Source organism: Sulfurospirillum sp. 1612, assembly GCF_036556685.1.
Classification (GTDB): Bacteria; Campylobacterota; Campylobacteria; order Campylobacterales; family Sulfurospirillaceae; genus JAADIZ01.
The window spans coordinates 1,413,541-1,427,802 of the sequence record NZ_CP140614.1; the positions used below are offsets into that span (position 1 = coordinate 1,413,541).

The window sequence follows — 14,262 nt, forward strand, 5'->3', positions numbered from 1 at the left end:
AATATATTCTTTGTTCACGATTAGTAAACTCCGTTATCTTTCCAATATCCTTTGATTTTATCCGTAACACTTTTTGGAAGAGGCACATAATACAAATCTTTTGCTATTTTGGCACCATGGTCATAAGCCCAAGCATAAAAAGCAGTAATCTCTTTGTTAGCGTTGGTTTTCTCTTTTGGCATGATGATAAAAGGACACGCTACCAATGGATAAGAATCTTTGCCTCTTGGATAACCAATGACAGTATAAAAACCTTTTTTAGGGTCAAAATCCGCACCGGCTGCTGCGGCTTGGAATGTTTTCATCTCAGGTTTGACGAAGTATCCGTCTCTATTTTCAACAACTGCAACTTTTGCGTTAGATTCAATCGCATAGGCATATTCGATATAACCGATTGAATAAGGAGTTTGTTTGATGATAGAGCTCACGCCTGGATTTCCTTTTCCACCGATATTTTTACATTGCCAATTGATGGTTTTTTTCACACCAAAGTTTTTTCTCCAATCGGTACTAACACTGGCTAAAAAGTAAGTAAAGTTCCACGTCGTACCAGAAGCATCAGATCGTCTTGCAAAAATAATCTCTTTATGGGGAAGTTTAATCATTGGATTGAGTGCACTAAGCATTGGATTATCCCAATATTTGACTTTGCCCTCAGCAATAGCCACGATAGCTTTGCCACTAAGCTTTAGAGCTTCACTCTTCACACCCGGTAGATTGTATGCCATAACCGTAGCACCCACGACTGCAGGGAATTGCAACATTTTGTCTTTTGCTTGTGCTTTGGGTGTCAATGGGGCATCAGTACCACCAAAGTCAACCAATCGTGACGTGGCATCTTTGATTCCTTTTCCACTACCGCCGCCATTGTATTGTACTTTTTTACCGGTTGCTTTAAAGTACGCCTTCGCCCACGCTTGATTGATAGGAAGGACAAAACTAGAGCCATCTCCCTTTACCATATCTCCTGCCATTAAAGAGGCTGCACATAAGGCACCACCAAGAATTGCCGCAGTAAACTTTTTCATTACATATTCTCCTTGAAATTTTAAATTCGTTGAGAATTATAATGAAGTTCGATAACAAAACGGTTACAACCTCTAGCGATAATATGAGAGAGAGCTTTTTCCGAATTTTTTGGTTTTTTGTAGTGTGAAAGAGGCGATATGTTCTGGCATTTTCAAGGCACTCATATGCTCGATAGTAATCAAGGCTGCTTTAGCGGGAGGAATCTTCTGGATGAGTTGATAGACTTTTTCATAGACATCTTCCATACCATCACGAATCGAAAAGGGAGGATCAAAATAGAAAAAACTTTTTGAATCAATCTCGCCTAAGAGGGTTTCAAAATACTCAAAGCTGTCTGCCTTTTTACAAATAGCATGGTTTTTATCAATCTGTGAGCAATTAAAACGCAAAATCTCAAACGCTGTGGCATTTTTCTCTATGAAATAGGCTTTTTTCGCTCCCATACTCAACGCTTCTAGGCCCATAGAGCCACTTCCTCCAAAAACCTCAACAAAGATTTGATCGCGTATCTCAAATTGGATGGTATCAAAAAAGGAGCCTTTGAGAATTGATTTGGTACTGCGAGTAGTACCAATGGCAGGGATTTTTATCTTTTTCCCTTTATAAAGACCTGCCCGAATAGTAGTATAAATCTCTTTATTTTTCATAATGTTGCGCTATAATTGAAATCAAATCATTACGAAATTTTGTCGTAATCTCGTCAATTTTGTCCTTTAAATCATCTTCAGGAACTCTAGGCTCTTCTTTTGAAGCAGCAAGATTTAATATATTTGTATTATAAAATTTTTCGAGTGCTATAATCAAAGAAGATTCCGAAAAAGGCATCCCAAGATGGGCATCATGATGGGCGATAATAAATTGTGGTTTATCCAACTCAAGCTGCTTATCTGTGATGACAAAATCACATTTTTTGTATGTCGTGATTTTGTTTTTCAAAAACAATTCCAAAGATTTTGAGAGCAGTAAAGACTGACACATGAGCGCAATTTTCATAGAATAACCTACATTTATATAATTTTGGTTACGATTTTATCATATAAAGATAAAAAGCATATAAATTAAAAAACATTCGCGCCGATATACTTTATAGATTTTAGTAAAGGAGTCAGGTATGGATATCTTTAATGTCGCCAGCAAACCCGTTTCGCAGACTGCATCACAGACGACTAGTACACAATCAGTGACTAATAAAACAAGTGATGTGGCTCCCGTGCAACAAAAACAAATGAGTACCGATCAAGTCAATACCAAGATAGACAGTACGGTTAAGGAGCTAAATCAGCATATGGACGCGCTTAATACCAATGTCACATTTGGATATAATGACAAAATCAACAGCATGTTTGTTGATGTTATGGAAAAAAGTACCGGTAAACTGATTAGAAAAATACCATCCGAAGAAGCCATGCATCTTTCTGAAAAAATGAAAGAAATTGTTGGTATGATATTTGACAAAAAAGGATAAACAATGGCAACATCTTCATTGAGTTCTCTTGGAATTGGAAGTAGTGGTGTCCTTAGTAGTGATGTACTCGATCAATTACGATCTGTTGATGAGAAAGCCATCATTACACCTATAACAGACAAAATTACTGCCAATCAAACAAAAACAACTGATTTAGCAAAATTGACGACATTAGTAGCCACACTCAAATCAAATACGAGTGCCTTAGCATCAGAATCAACATATTTTAAAAATACTGTCACAACATCATCAGACAATGCTACCGTCACAGCAGAAGATGGCGTATCTGCACAAGATTTTTCACTCAATGTAACAAAAATTGCAAAACCAGACATCTACCAAAGCGACTCTTTTAGCAGCGAAAACAGCACCTTTACCAGCGCCGATGACACCCTTAATTTTAATATTGATGGAAAAGATTATAGTGTGGATGTCACCGCTAGTATGACTATTAATGATTTAAAAAATAAAATTTATGATGCAACCGATGGAAAAATTATTGCCTCCACCCTCAATGTTGGAGGAGATACTCCTTACAGATTGACATTTAAATCAGCCAATACCGGAACAGACAATGCCATCACCATCACCTCTACGGGTTCGGCTGCATCAGATTTAGGTTTAGACACTGCTGCAAATCATATTCAAACAGCCACTAATGCAGAGTTTACTTACAATAACATCAATATCACGCGACAAACAAATACCGTAGATGATCTTATCGTAGGAGTCACTATCAATATCAATCATACGGGAGAATCAAATGTCTCCATTACACAAGATACTGATTCAATTGTTAGTAATATTAGTGATTTTGTAGACAATTACAACACATTAATCAGTAGCCTAACAAGTAGTACAGGCTATGATTCTTCTACTCAAACCGCAGGCGTTTTTCAAGGGACCAGTGAAATTAGAGATTTAAAATCTGCATTAAGTAGACAACTTTTTGAAGTCAATTCTGATGGTAAAAGTTTGTCCGATTATGGCGTCACCCTCAATAGTGCTGGCACCTTAGAGTTTGATCAAACCGCACTAGAAGATAAAATAAAAGAAAACAGTTCTGATGTTGAAGATTTCTTTAGAGGCACAGGCACAAGCGGTACGGGATATTTTACTGATTTCAATTCATTATTAGACACCTATACCAATACATCAACAGGTATCTTAACCGGCCTGGATACTCAATATTCAACACAAGCAACATCGCTGAGTGAAGAGAAAGAAAAAGCCACCGCATCACTCGATAGTAAATATGATGCACTGACCTCAAAATTTATTGCTTATGATGCCGTCATTTCAAATCTCAACTCATCATTTCAGTCATTAAGTATGCAAATTGATGCATTATCAAATAATAGTTCAAGTACAAGTAGTTAGAAAGGAAACATTATGAGTCAAAACGCCGCATACGCTGCATATTCACAAAATAATCTCGCCATAGAGTCACCTGAAAAGTTAATCACTATGCTTTATGAGGGGATTTTAAAATTTGCTTCTCATGCTAAACGTGCCATCGAACATCACGATTTAGAAAAAAAATCCTACTGGATTAATAGAAGTGTGGCGATTTATATAGAATTGCTCAATGCTTTGGACTACAAAGAGGGCAATGTCGCGCATTATCTGAGTGGTCTTTATGTGCATCAAATCAAAATGCTCTCAGAAGCTAATATCGAAAATGATACGAATAAAATCGATACAGTGTTACACGTCACCAAAGAGTTACTAGCTGCATGGGAGGAAGAGACGAGATATGCCATGGCTCAATAAACTGAAAATTGCTGTCATTGAAGAAAATATAGAAAATATTAATGCACTCACAACCACCATTCCAAACTTTGACAGCTTAGATAAAGCCCAAGAGGCTTTATCCCTTCTTCAAACTGCAATCTCACTTGTTAAGAGAGAACAACATAAGATTGCCCTCAATATGGATAAAATCCGAAAAACAAAAGAATACTTAAAAAATTAATATTGCTAACAAAAGTATATTTTTTATTTTGAAAAATATGCTAAAATTGGAACATATAAAAAATAAAAAACAATCAAAGGAATATTGATGAATTACAGGTATATTGGGAAAAGTGGCTTGAGAGTGAGTCCAATTTGTCTTGGAACGATGACATTTGGTAGCTTTTGTGATAAAAAAGAATCTTTTAAAATCATGGATAAAGCTTATGAGCGAGGTATTAACTTTTTTGATACAGCAGAGCTCTATCCAGTGCCTGCTTCTAGCAAATACAATGGTCGCACTGAAGAATTTATCGGTGAATGGATGAAAGACAAACCCAGAGACTCGATTATCCTCGCATCAAAAGTAGCAGGAGCATCCAATGGATGGTTTGTACCACCAATCCGCCATGGTCTCACTGCTGTTGATCGATTTCATATTACCAAAGCATTAGATGAGAGTCTCAAACGATTACAAACAGATTATCTAGACCTCTACCAAGTTCATTGGCCGGATATGACGGTACCAATAGAAGAGACGTTAGAAGTTTTAGACGAATTTGTAAAAGCAGGAAAAATACGCTATATCGGAACGTCTAACGACACCGCTTATGGCCTAACAAAAGCGAATGAAGTGGCAAAATTCAAAAATTTAGCACGCTATCAATCTATCCAAAATAACTTTTCAATTCTCAATCAAAGATTTTTAGATGAGTTAGCGCAAGTCTGTCAAAAAGAATCCATCTCTTTATTGCCATATTCTCCATTAGCAGGGGGCGTTTTAACAGGAAAATATAATCAAAAATTTATGCCTCAAGACGCACGATTTGCAAAATACCTCAACAATCCAAATCCACGCGTTCAAGCACAAGCTGCACGATTTGTCAATGATAAAACCTTGGCTTCGGTAGAAAAATATCTACAAATAGCCAAAGAATTCGACGTCAATCTTACCACACTAGCCACAGCATGGAGTATGCATTTTGATTTTATTGCCTCTACGATTATTGGGGTTACGGATGAGACACAACTTGATGTTATTTTCGATGCCTTTGATTATACAATTTCACCAGAATTGATGCAAAAGCTCGATGCTGTTCATAAGGAAATTTTGTATCCAATGGGTTAGCGGTACATCTTCCAATTTGACAATTCAAACAAGTCCGGTGTCGCAGACACTTTTGTGAAACCGGCACTTGTTAAGTAACTCAATCTCCCTTGAGAGAGACATACCACAAAACGCTCTTCAAAAACAGCATAATTTCTACCGCTAAGATAAGAAAAAAGCTCAGGAAAAGAGGTAGGCTCCACATAACACTCCTCAGTCACACGACACGCAATGACATCTTTGAGTATCTCCAAAAACATCTCATTTTTTGCCACCCACGACGGGAGCGACCAACTCTGTTCTGGATAACTAAAATTCCCAAATAAATCTGAAGTTTTTAATTTTGTTCTTTTATTAGCATTCATAATCTTCTCTTTTTGTCATTTCAGTGATATAATATCTTTTTTTAAAAATAAAGGATTTATTATACCAGTTTTTTTTCTATTAATATTATGCGTTTTATTTTGGTCGGGCAATTTTGTCATTGGTAGGTTTGTTCACTCAGATATCGACCCCTTGCAGTTAGCATTTTTTAGGTGGCTTGGAGCCGCTGTGTTTATGTTGCCCGTCATCATTGTCAAATTTGGTAAAATCACCAAAGTGATTAAAGAGCATTTTCTCATACTCACCCTCCTCTCGTGGCTTGGTATCACAGCATTTAATACCTTATTGTATGTCGGATTGCAATATACCACAGCAACCAATGCGCTTTTGATTAACTCTTTTATTCCTATTCTCATTTTGGTCTTTTCTTTTTTTATTCTCAAAATTCGCATCAGTCCAAAACAGTTTACAGGGATTCTTATCTCCACCTTAGGCGTTATCTTCCTAGTACTTCGAGGTCAAATATCTACACTGAGCACGTTAGAACTCAATCAAGGAGATATTTGGATTATTGTCTCCTCCTTAACATGGGCACTCTACTCAGTACTTGTCAAATTTAAACCCAAAGAATTAAATGATCTTGAATTTTTTACTACCATTGTATTTGTAGGTCTCTTTTGGCTCTTTCTTATCTACAAATTCATGGGATATAGTGTCAATGAGGATATGGCAAAAGTTTATGCACACCCTTGGGTCTTTGTTTATGTCTCCTTTTTTACCTCCGTACTATCTTTTTACTTTTGGCATCAAGGTATCCATCATATCGGAGCGAATAAAACCGGTCAATTTACCCATCTCATGCCGCTATTTGGTTCAATTTTGGCTTATTTATTTTTAGGAGAAAAACTCCATCTTTACCATATTTTTGGGGCGTTACTTATCGCAACAGGCATTTACCTCTCTTTGTTTAGCAAACGAAAAGGGATTATTTGAAATATACCGGTTTCCTGCTCGTTCTCTTTTCGAGTATCTGCTTTGGGGTGATGCCAATCTTTGCAACTTTTGCCTATCAAACAGGCCTCAGCGTGTCGGTTGTTTTGTTGTTTCGATTTCTGCTTGCAGCCATTTTATTGAATCTTTATGTTCTGATAAAAGGATACAAATATCCAACAGGAAAAACACTCATCATTCTTATCATGATGGGCGGGGTAGGATATGCCACGCAATCTTTTTTATATTTCACAGCTTTGACACTCATTGGCTCCTCTCTCACCGCGATTTTACTCTATCTTTATCCTGCTATTGTGTTGCTGCTATCCATATTTTTACTCAACACAAAAATCAAGAAGATTGAGATTATCGCACTCATTTTAGCGATGATTGGAGCGCTACTTGTTATTGGAATCAAATTTGAACAGATGAATTACATCGGCATTTTATTTGGTATCGGTGCTGCTTTTGTCTATTCGATTTATATATTAGCCGGCTCAAAAGTCATGCAGGGTATTCATGCCCTCGTCGGTGCTACGGTCATCATCAGTAGTGCCTCTGTGGTTTATTTGCTATTTACCCTCTCAGCTCATGCAACGATGCCGGCAACAACACAACAATGGACCTGGGTATTTGCGATTGCCATGGTCTCAGGAATCTTAGCAATCGTGACTTTTTTCTCTGGCATGAAAATCGTCGGTCCCGTCAAAGCTTCTATGATTTCAACATTTGAACCGGTAGTGACAGTGTACCTTTCTTATTTACTTTTACATGATACAATCACCCGCTACCAAATCTTAGGAGCTATTTTAATTATTACAGCCGCTATTTTAATTTCTAAGGAGGGAAACCATGAGTAAATGGGATGAAAAAGCAAAATATTACACACGCTATACACCGGGTAATGATAGGTTTGAAGCAAAAGTTTTGGATACGTTAGCACAATCAAAAATTGATATCACTAACAAAAAAATCATAGATATTGGTTGTGGTACGGGGGTTTATACCTTACGCATTGCAGCACACGCTGCTCACGTTGATGCCCTTGATTCTTCACAAGGAATGCTTGAAGTTTTGCGCCAAGATGCTCAAAAATTACACCTTAATAATATTACAATCTTGCCAGAACCCTGGCGTACATTCTTGGTGAGTCCCAATAGTTATGACTTGGCACTTTGTACGATGTCACCCGCACTCGATGAGCCTCAAGATTTTATGAAGATGACACAATGTGCAAAGACAAAAGTCTATCTCGGTTGGGCAGGACGTAGGTCTTCACAAATCCTAGAGGCACTCTTTCAAGCGCATCAAGCCACCTATAGCCATCCCAATGGTGCCGGAAAACTCGCCACGTGGCTAGAAGAACAAAAGATTGCGTACACGTGTATCCCCTTTGATGAAAATCGCGAAACAATCAAAGATTTTGATACAGCATTTCAAAGTTTCATCTGGCATCTTGAAGTCCGAGGTGTTACTCCTGATAAGCAGAAGGTAAAGACCGTATTAGAACAATTCTGCGATAGTGATGGCAATGTGACAGAAAAAATGATGAATAAGATGAATTTGATTCTATGGTAAATAAACCCTGTCCGTGTGGAAGTCATATCAAATATAAAAAATGCTGTCGCCCTTTTCATGAGGGTAAAGTCGCAAAAGATGCTTTGACGCTGATGAAATCACGCTACAGTGCTTATGCAAACCACCATTATAAATATATCATGAGCACCACACACCAAGATCATGATGATAGCAAAAAAGATCCAAAAATCTGGCAAGCAGAGATTGAGGATTTTTGTGCGCACACGCAATTTCAAAAATTACAAATTTTAGAATTTATCGAGGGGCAAACGGAGGCTTATGTGACCTTTAGAGCATCCTTGTTATCAGACAGTAACGATGTCTCCTTCACAGAGAAAAGTCGATTTCTCAAAGAAAACAATCGTTGGTATTATGTCTCTGGTGACATCCTCTGATACTATGAGCTCCTCACTCCATCAGAACATTCAACTGTGGTATCACCAATACGGTAGAGTTGATTTGCCTTGGCGAAAAACGCGTGATCCTTACAGAATTTGGGTGAGTGAAATCATGCTACAACAAACACAGGTCAAGACCGTATTGGAGCGATTTTATTTCCCTTTTTTAGAGGCATTTCCCACTTTCAAATCTCTCGCTCAAGCGCCATTGGATGCGGTGCTAAAACAATGGGAGGGATTGGGATATTATACAAGAGCGCACCATCTTCATAAAGCAGCACGACAATTAGGAGAGACTTTTCCAAAAAGTGTTGAGGAGCTCGTCGCTTTACCGGGTATTGGTCCAAGTACGGCTCATGCCATTTGCGCTTTTGCCTACGAGACACCCGTGCCTATTTTAGATGCCAATATCAAACGGATATTGTACCGCTTTTATGGCCTAAAATCAGCTACGCCAAAGCAACTATGGCATTATGCCTATGAACTTTTGGATTCGCATCATCCCTATGAATACAATCAAGCGATGATGGATATTGGCAGTATGTTGTGCCAATCAAAACAGACCCATTGCGATGCATGTCCCTTACAATCTCACTGTCTTGGCACTCAAACCAATCCTCTGGATTTCCCACCAATGAAACAGAAAAAAGAAGTTCCCATCCGTCAACGCCATATTGTCATTTATGAGCATGACAAACAGCTCGCACTCATCCAAAGAAAGAGTCGTTTTTTACACGGATTGTGGGGTTTTTATGAGTATGAAACAGTCTATCATGAGGGTCAGTGTCTTGGTAAAATCATCCAAAAATATAGCCATTTTCACCTGCATGCAACCGTCTATCTTTCTCATAAAAAAATCCATCATGATAGGTGGTTTCTAGAAGAAGAGCTCCAGACACTCGCACTCAGTAGCGCAGATTCTAAGGTGCTAAAACTCTATTTGAAACACCTTGCGTCAAAGGGTTGCTAGGACATCATGATAGTATAAGGACGTTCTATCTCTCGCATGACTTCATCAACGCTCATATTACGAGATTTTCTCAGAAATTCTTTTCCATCTAGATAAATCAAGACCGTCGGTACGGTAAAGACGCCAAACTGTGGGGCAATCTCTTCAGTGATGGACACATCGACACTCTCAACAACAAAAGCTGGAAAATGTTCATCTAATGCTTGCACTAACTTTGGTTTCAGCACATGGCAGACATTACAAGTTGGTGCAGAAAAGTAGACCATAACAGCGGGATTTGTGGCAATAGTATTGTTTATATTTTCAATGGTTTGCATGGCGTGATTATAGTATAATCGCCCACACAATGCAATAGTATTGTTCTGATTTTATTCTAGAAGATTGAGAGAGGAGTGCATGAGGCAAAGCCCCATACACACATTATTATTTCGCTGCTTTTGCTTCTTGTATCCATTTGTCAAAAGTTGCTTGATGTTGTTTGATCCACATTTTCGCATGGCGTTGCATATCGGCATCTTTATCTTGTCCCTTTGTGATGAGTAAATTTTCACTACTGACATCATTGACACTCAATTTCATGATAGAAAAAAGTTTTGCGACATCAGGATGCTTGGTCTCAATACTTTTATTGGCCACGATTTTTTGGTTGTTAATGCTAAAGCCAAAATCCATTCCATTTGGAAGTTTGGTACTTTTGACAATAGGATGAGCAGAGTGTGTTACTTGCAACCAAGTCACATCTTTACCCGGAACTAAAACACCACTAACCCAATACGGTGTCCAAGTATAATATAAAATTGGCTTGCCTTTTTTGTATCGTGTGATGGCATCTGCTATAATCGCAGAATATTGTCCTTGATTGTGAGTGACGGTTTTATCAAGACCATATGCTTTTAATTGATAGTTGATGACTTTTTCACATCCCCAACCAGGATTACATCCTGCAAGGTCTGCTTTACCATCTCCATTTGCATCAAAAAGCTTTGCAATTTTTGGGTCTTTGAGCTGATTGATATATTTGATATGATATTTGTCTGCAGTCTTTTTATCAATGAGATAACCTTGAGCGGAATTGGCGATATAAACCCCTTTACTAAAAAGTTTTTTGTCTCCGCCTGCCTTTTCAACCATAGCATCATGTAAAGGTCTCCAGCTATCTGCTAGGAAATAGATATCATTACTCTTGCTATTTTGAGCTATCGTCTCATATCCTACCGCATATGCGACTTCTTGAATCGGTTCTACTTGATATCCCAATGCTTTAAGCGCATCGATAACGATATAAGTTTGAAAACTTTCTCCTGCGATGGAGCTTTTTAAAGGCACCACTTTAACACCGGCATACAAACTGCCTGTTAAAAAAATTAAAACAAAACTCAATAAAATTTTCTTCATTTACTACTCCTTAAATTATAGATAAGTCCAACCGGACCTCTTTCATACCATTTACTCTTGTCTTTTTTGTCTTTCTTACCCATTTGTTGGGTGAGTCGGTCTAATACAATCGCTAATAAAACGATGCCCAAGCCACCAACTGCTGCCAGACCAATATCAAGTCTGCCGATACCTCTTAGCACCATTTGTCCCAAACCTCCAACGGCAATCATCGAAGCAATGACCACCATAGAGAGTGAGAGCATCAAGGTTTGATTAATACCTGCCATAATTGTAGGCATGGCCACAGGTAACTGGACTTTAAACAACATTTGAGTGCCACTAGCACCAAAAGATCGTGATGCTTCAATCAAATCCGCAGGTACTTGCCTAATACCCAAATTGGTCAAACGAATCAAAGGAGGCAAGGCGAAAATAATCGTCACAATGACACCTGGAACGTTGCCGATACCAAATAACATGACAATAGGGATCAGATATACAAATGCTGGCGTGGTCTGCATCGCATCCAAAATAGGCCTCAATATATTATCAAATCGATCACTTTTGGCACTGAGAATCCCAAGAGGAAGCCCTAAGAGCATTGAGAAGATAACCGAAGTCAATACCAAGGCTAATGTAATCATAGATTGTTCCCAAACCCCTATAAATCCAAGTGCAAGAAATGATAATAAGGTCAAAAATGCCATCTTTTTTGATGACACTTGCCATGCTAAAAGTGCAAAGAAGAGGACAATAATAAAGGGATTGACGTGTAATAAAAAGTTCTGTACGCCGAGTAATATAGTCTCCACTGGTACTTTTGCTAATTGAAAAAAATCTCGAAAGTTACCGACTACCCATGATAATGATGAATCTACCCATTTGTCCAAAGGAAGCACCATATCTTTAAAAGGATGCGAAATATCAAAATGATAGGCCGCTTTTTGTGACGCTTGCCCCCAATCCATCGTTGAATTTTGCTCTACAGCTGTACCCCAAGGATTACTACTCATTTATATATCCTTCATCAAAAGTTTCAAGCAAAATGCTTTTGGAGATAGAGCCTTTATATTTGCCATCTTCACCCACTACTGCAATTGGATTTTTATGAGAGGCGACCACACTAATAATGTCACTAATAGGGGTATTCTCCAAAATGGTTTCTTGCTCGATAATGGCATCATAAATCGTTCCTCCGAGTTTTTGTTGTTTACTCAAAGAAGCCATCGTCAAACATCCAAGATATTTATTATTTTTTTCAACAAAAAAACCAAAATCTCTGTCATAATCACTCATATATTGCATCGCTGATTTTATCCCACTTCCCTCTTTTTTGACAATCGTTAGATTTGATTTTCTTGCGATATGTGAAGCACTCAGCACTGAGGTAACATTGACCCCCTTAAAAAATGATTTGACATAATCGTTGGCCGGATTACTAATAATCTCTTCGGGCGTTCCGATTTGAGCAATATTGGCATTTTCCATAATAGCAATACGATCTCCAATACGAATCGCTTCGTCAAGATCATGAGAGATAAAGACAATCGTGCGTTCTTGTTCATTTTGCAAATTTAAAAGTTCATCTTGCATTTCGGTTCTGATCAAAGGATCAAGTGCTGAAAATGCTTCATCCATGAGCAAGATATCAGGATCATTTGCAAGCGCTCGAGCAAGTCCCACGCGTTGTTGCATCCCGCCGCTGAGTTCATCAGGATAGACATCACCATAATTTTCTAACCCAACTTGTTTCAATGCGGCATTGGCTTTTTCATAACGTTCAGATTTAGAAACTCCGCTCAAATCGAGTCCAAATGCCGTATTATCGAGAATATTTAAGTGTGGCATCAATGCAAAAGATTGAAAGACCATAGAGATTTTGTTTCTGCGTATATTTTGCAACTTCTTATCACTGAGATTTGTGACTTCAATATCATCGATAAAAATTTGTCCGCTTGTTGGTTCAATCAACCTATTTAAAAGTCGTACCAGAGTAGATTTGCCAGAGCCAGATAATCCCATAATGACAAAAATTTCACCTTTGTACACTTCAAATTCAGCATTCTGAACACCTATTGTCATTCCAGTTTTTCTAAATATTTCCTCTTTGTTTTGACCTTTATGTACCATTTTCATCGCTTGTTTTGGATTATCTCCAAAAACTTTATAAAGGTTTTTTACGACGAGTTTTTTTTCTCTTTCTTCGATATTTTTTCCTTTTATGTGTTATTATTTGACAAAAATATTGTAAAATTATTACATGTTTTATGTCGTTTATATTCATTATACTTGTTTAAGCATAAATTTTTATTAAAAATTTTTTGTTTATTATTACGGTATAATGAGAAAATTTTAAAGGAACAACACGTGGCACTATTAGACAACGATAAGAATATATTACCTATTAGTAGTATTGCAGAAATTTTAGCAACTAAGCCAAGAACACTGAAAATGTATGAAGAAAAAGGTCTATTGCCACAAGAGCGTCGACAGATCAAAAAACTTTATTCCATCAATGACATTAAATTGATTGCATTTGTACACTATCTTGCTAGTGTGAAAAAAATTAATGCGCATGGTATCAAATTTATATTAGACATGCTCTATAACAACATCGATGAACAAAACCGACAAGATTTTATCAATAAAGTAGAACTGGAAATGGAGAAGATATCTGGCAATGACGTCAAAGATATCGAAACGATGTAACAAAAAGTAATCAAAAAGGCACGACGATAAGCCGGGTTTTGTCGCGGGTGATTATTTATCTACTTACTATCTTGCAATAGCACTCTAGCGAATGGTATTATCATGAGACGAAACCAATCCATTCTTGCTGCAGGTTGGGTTTACATAGCAATCTAGATTACTCTAGACTCTGGTGAGCTCTTACCTCGCCGTTTCACCTTTGCCATACCTTTTTCAAAGTATGGTAGTTTACTTTCTGTTGCACTATCCCTTGGGTTACCCCAGTCGTCCGTTAGACGAAACCCTGTCTCAAAGCAGCCCGGACTTTCCTCTTGAATCAAAAATCCAAGCAATCACCTGTCGTACCTTTAAGGACGAGATT

The 14,262-nt window shown here is 37.8% G+C and carries 19 protein-coding genes and 1 other RNA gene; 11 read left to right on the forward strand and 9 right to left on the reverse strand.

Going from position 1 to position 14,262, the window contains the following annotated elements; translation table 11 throughout:
• Nucleotides 1–20 precede the first annotated feature (20 nt).
• The 3 genes from pstS to SFB89_RS07070 all read right to left on the reverse strand — a co-directional run bounded on the left by pstS (nt 21) and on the right by SFB89_RS07070 (nt 2,022).
• Nucleotides 21–1,028, reverse strand: a complete 1,008-nt coding sequence (pstS, locus tag SFB89_RS07060; RefSeq protein WP_331773982.1) for a phosphate ABC transporter substrate-binding protein PstS — start codon at nt 1,026–1,028, stop codon at nt 21–23.
• 72 nt (nt 1,029–1,100) lie between these two features.
• Entirely contained in the window at nt 1,101–1,676 is a 576-nt protein-coding gene (gene rsmD, locus SFB89_RS07065; RefSeq protein ID WP_331773983.1) for a 16S rRNA (guanine(966)-N(2))-methyltransferase RsmD, read from the reverse strand.
• A complete protein-coding gene (locus tag SFB89_RS07070) occupies nt 1,666–2,022 on the reverse strand; it encodes a hypothetical protein (RefSeq protein ID WP_331773984.1) in 357 nt (118 codons plus the stop codon). Before SFB89_RS07070 ends, rsmD begins: the two co-directional genes overlap by 11 nt.
• Nucleotides 2,023–2,140: 118 nt before the next feature.
• Here SFB89_RS07070 and SFB89_RS07075 point away from each other — a divergent pair, with 118 nt between their 5' ends.
• The 5 genes from SFB89_RS07075 (at nt 2,141) to SFB89_RS07095 (ending at nt 5,576) form a co-directional block, all read left to right on the forward strand.
• On the forward strand, nt 2,141–2,494 hold the full coding sequence (locus SFB89_RS07075; RefSeq protein ID WP_331773985.1) for a FlaG family protein: 354 nt from the start codon (nt 2,141–2,143) through the stop codon (nt 2,492–2,494).
• A gap of 3 nt (nt 2,495–2,497) precedes the next feature.
• On the forward strand, nt 2,498–3,874 hold the full coding sequence (fliD, locus tag SFB89_RS07080) for a flagellar filament capping protein FliD (protein WP_331773986.1): 1,377 nt from the start codon (nt 2,498–2,500) through the stop codon (nt 3,872–3,874).
• A gap of 12 nt (nt 3,875–3,886) precedes the next feature.
• Nucleotides 3,887–4,267, forward strand: a complete 381-nt coding sequence (fliS, locus tag SFB89_RS07085; protein ID WP_331773987.1) for a flagellar export chaperone FliS — start codon at nt 3,887–3,889, stop codon at nt 4,265–4,267.
• Nucleotides 4,251–4,469 (forward strand): hypothetical protein, encoded by a 219-nt coding sequence (locus SFB89_RS07090; protein WP_331773988.1) that lies wholly within the window; start codon nt 4,251–4,253, stop codon nt 4,467–4,469. Before fliS ends, SFB89_RS07090 begins: the two co-directional genes overlap by 17 nt.
• A gap of 87 nt (nt 4,470–4,556) precedes the next feature.
• Nucleotides 4,557–5,576 carry an aldo/keto reductase gene (locus SFB89_RS07095; RefSeq protein ID WP_331773989.1) on the forward strand — a complete coding sequence of 340 codons (1,020 nt, stop codon included), beginning with the start codon at nt 4,557–4,559 and terminating at the stop codon, nt 5,574–5,576.
• Here SFB89_RS07095 and SFB89_RS07100 read toward each other — a convergent pair.
• Nucleotides 5,573–5,920 carry a hypothetical protein gene (locus tag SFB89_RS07100; RefSeq protein ID WP_331773990.1) on the reverse strand — a complete coding sequence of 116 codons (348 nt, stop codon included), beginning with the start codon at nt 5,918–5,920 and terminating at the stop codon, nt 5,573–5,575. The two genes, SFB89_RS07095 and SFB89_RS07100, sit on opposite strands and share 4 nt — an antisense overlap.
• A gap of 61 nt (nt 5,921–5,981) precedes the next feature.
• Between SFB89_RS07100 and SFB89_RS07105 the strand changes: the two genes are divergently transcribed.
• The 5 genes from SFB89_RS07105 to mutY are packed head-to-tail and all read left to right on the forward strand — an operon-like array spanning nt 5,982 to nt 9,815.
• Entirely contained in the window at nt 5,982–6,872 is an 891-nt protein-coding gene (locus SFB89_RS07105; RefSeq protein WP_331776067.1) for a DMT family transporter, read from the forward strand.
• Nucleotides 6,869–7,729 carry a DMT family transporter gene (locus SFB89_RS07110; protein WP_331773991.1) on the forward strand — a complete coding sequence of 287 codons (861 nt, stop codon included), beginning with the start codon at nt 6,869–6,871 and terminating at the stop codon, nt 7,727–7,729. The genes SFB89_RS07105 and SFB89_RS07110 overlap by 4 nt, the downstream gene beginning before the upstream one ends.
• Complete coding sequence (locus tag SFB89_RS07115; protein WP_331773992.1) at nt 7,722–8,447, forward strand: class I SAM-dependent methyltransferase; 726 nt, start codon at nt 7,722–7,724, stop codon at nt 8,445–8,447. The genes SFB89_RS07110 and SFB89_RS07115 overlap by 8 nt, the downstream gene beginning before the upstream one ends.
• A complete protein-coding gene (locus SFB89_RS07120; RefSeq protein WP_331773993.1) occupies nt 8,441–8,842 on the forward strand; it encodes a YchJ family protein in 402 nt (133 codons plus the stop codon). Before SFB89_RS07115 ends, SFB89_RS07120 begins: the two co-directional genes overlap by 7 nt.
• Before the next feature lie 4 nt (nt 8,843–8,846).
• Nucleotides 8,847–9,815 (forward strand): A/G-specific adenine glycosylase, encoded by a 969-nt coding sequence (mutY, locus tag SFB89_RS07125; RefSeq protein WP_331776068.1) that lies wholly within the window; start codon nt 8,847–8,849, stop codon nt 9,813–9,815.
• Here mutY and SFB89_RS07130 read toward each other — a convergent pair.
• The 4 genes from SFB89_RS07130 to proV form a co-directional block, all read right to left on the reverse strand.
• The gene (locus tag SFB89_RS07130; protein ID WP_331773994.1) at nt 9,812–10,132 is read right to left on the reverse strand and encodes a thioredoxin family protein; all 321 of its coding nucleotides are present in this window, start codon (nt 10,130–10,132) and stop codon (nt 9,812–9,814) included. The two genes, mutY and SFB89_RS07130, sit on opposite strands and share 4 nt — an antisense overlap.
• 106 nt (nt 10,133–10,238) lie before the next feature.
• A complete protein-coding gene (gene proX / locus SFB89_RS07135) occupies nt 10,239–11,210 on the reverse strand; it encodes a glycine betaine/L-proline ABC transporter substrate-binding protein ProX (RefSeq protein WP_331773995.1) in 972 nt (323 codons plus the stop codon).
• Nucleotides 11,207–12,205 (reverse strand): glycine betaine/L-proline ABC transporter permease ProW, encoded by a 999-nt coding sequence (gene proW, locus SFB89_RS07140; protein ID WP_331773996.1) that lies wholly within the window; start codon nt 12,203–12,205, stop codon nt 11,207–11,209. The genes proX and proW overlap by 4 nt, the downstream gene beginning before the upstream one ends.
• On the reverse strand, nt 12,198–13,415 hold the full coding sequence (proV, locus tag SFB89_RS07145; protein ID WP_331776069.1) for a glycine betaine/L-proline ABC transporter ATP-binding protein ProV: 1,218 nt from the start codon (nt 13,413–13,415) through the stop codon (nt 12,198–12,200). The genes proW and proV overlap by 8 nt, the downstream gene beginning before the upstream one ends.
• 144 nt (nt 13,416–13,559) lie before the next feature.
• Here proV and SFB89_RS07150 point away from each other — a divergent pair, with 144 nt between their 5' ends.
• Entirely contained in the window at nt 13,560–13,901 is a 342-nt protein-coding gene (locus SFB89_RS07150) for a MerR family transcriptional regulator (RefSeq protein ID WP_331773997.1), read from the forward strand.
• An 11-nt stretch (nt 13,902–13,912) separates the two neighbouring features.
• Here SFB89_RS07150 and rnpB read toward each other — a convergent pair.
• Nucleotides 13,913–14,249: RNase P RNA component class A (gene rnpB, locus SFB89_RS07155), an RNA gene on the reverse strand.
• Between the last annotated feature and the right edge of the window lie 13 nt (nt 14,250–14,262).

Excerpts from the sequence above, each read along its gene's own strand:
- pstS (WP_331773982.1), bottom strand. The coding sequence starts at position 1,028 with ATGAAAAAGTTTACTGCGGCAATTCTTGGTGGTGCCTTATGTGCAGCC.
- rsmD (WP_331773983.1), bottom strand. The coding sequence starts at position 1,676 with ATGAAAAATAAAGAGATTTATACTACTATTCGGGCAGGTCTTTATAAA.
- SFB89_RS07070 (WP_331773984.1), bottom strand. The coding sequence starts at position 2,022 with ATGAAAATTGCGCTCATGTGTCAGTCTTTACTGCTCTCAAAATCTTTG.
- SFB89_RS07075 (WP_331773985.1), top strand. The coding sequence starts at position 2,141 with ATGGATATCTTTAATGTCGCCAGCAAACCCGTTTCGCAGACTGCATCA.
- fliD (WP_331773986.1), top strand. The coding sequence starts at position 2,498 with ATGGCAACATCTTCATTGAGTTCTCTTGGAATTGGAAGTAGTGGTGTC.
- fliS (WP_331773987.1), top strand. The coding sequence starts at position 3,887 with ATGAGTCAAAACGCCGCATACGCTGCATATTCACAAAATAATCTCGCC.
- SFB89_RS07090 (WP_331773988.1), top strand. The coding sequence starts at position 4,251 with ATGCCATGGCTCAATAAACTGAAAATTGCTGTCATTGAAGAAAATATA.
- SFB89_RS07095 (WP_331773989.1), top strand. The coding sequence starts at position 4,557 with ATGAATTACAGGTATATTGGGAAAAGTGGCTTGAGAGTGAGTCCAATT.
- SFB89_RS07100 (WP_331773990.1), bottom strand. The coding sequence starts at position 5,920 with ATGAATGCTAATAAAAGAACAAAATTAAAAACTTCAGATTTATTTGGG.
- SFB89_RS07115 (WP_331773992.1), top strand. The coding sequence starts at position 7,722 with ATGAGTAAATGGGATGAAAAAGCAAAATATTACACACGCTATACACCG.
- SFB89_RS07120 (WP_331773993.1), top strand. The coding sequence starts at position 8,441 with ATGGTAAATAAACCCTGTCCGTGTGGAAGTCATATCAAATATAAAAAA.
- mutY (WP_331776068.1), top strand. The coding sequence starts at position 8,847 with ATGAGCTCCTCACTCCATCAGAACATTCAACTGTGGTATCACCAATAC.
- SFB89_RS07130 (WP_331773994.1), bottom strand. The coding sequence starts at position 10,132 with ATGCAAACCATTGAAAATATAAACAATACTATTGCCACAAATCCCGCT.
- proX (WP_331773995.1), bottom strand. The coding sequence starts at position 11,210 with ATGAAGAAAATTTTATTGAGTTTTGTTTTAATTTTTTTAACAGGCAGT.
- proW (WP_331773996.1), bottom strand. The coding sequence starts at position 12,205 with ATGAGTAGTAATCCTTGGGGTACAGCTGTAGAGCAAAATTCAACGATG.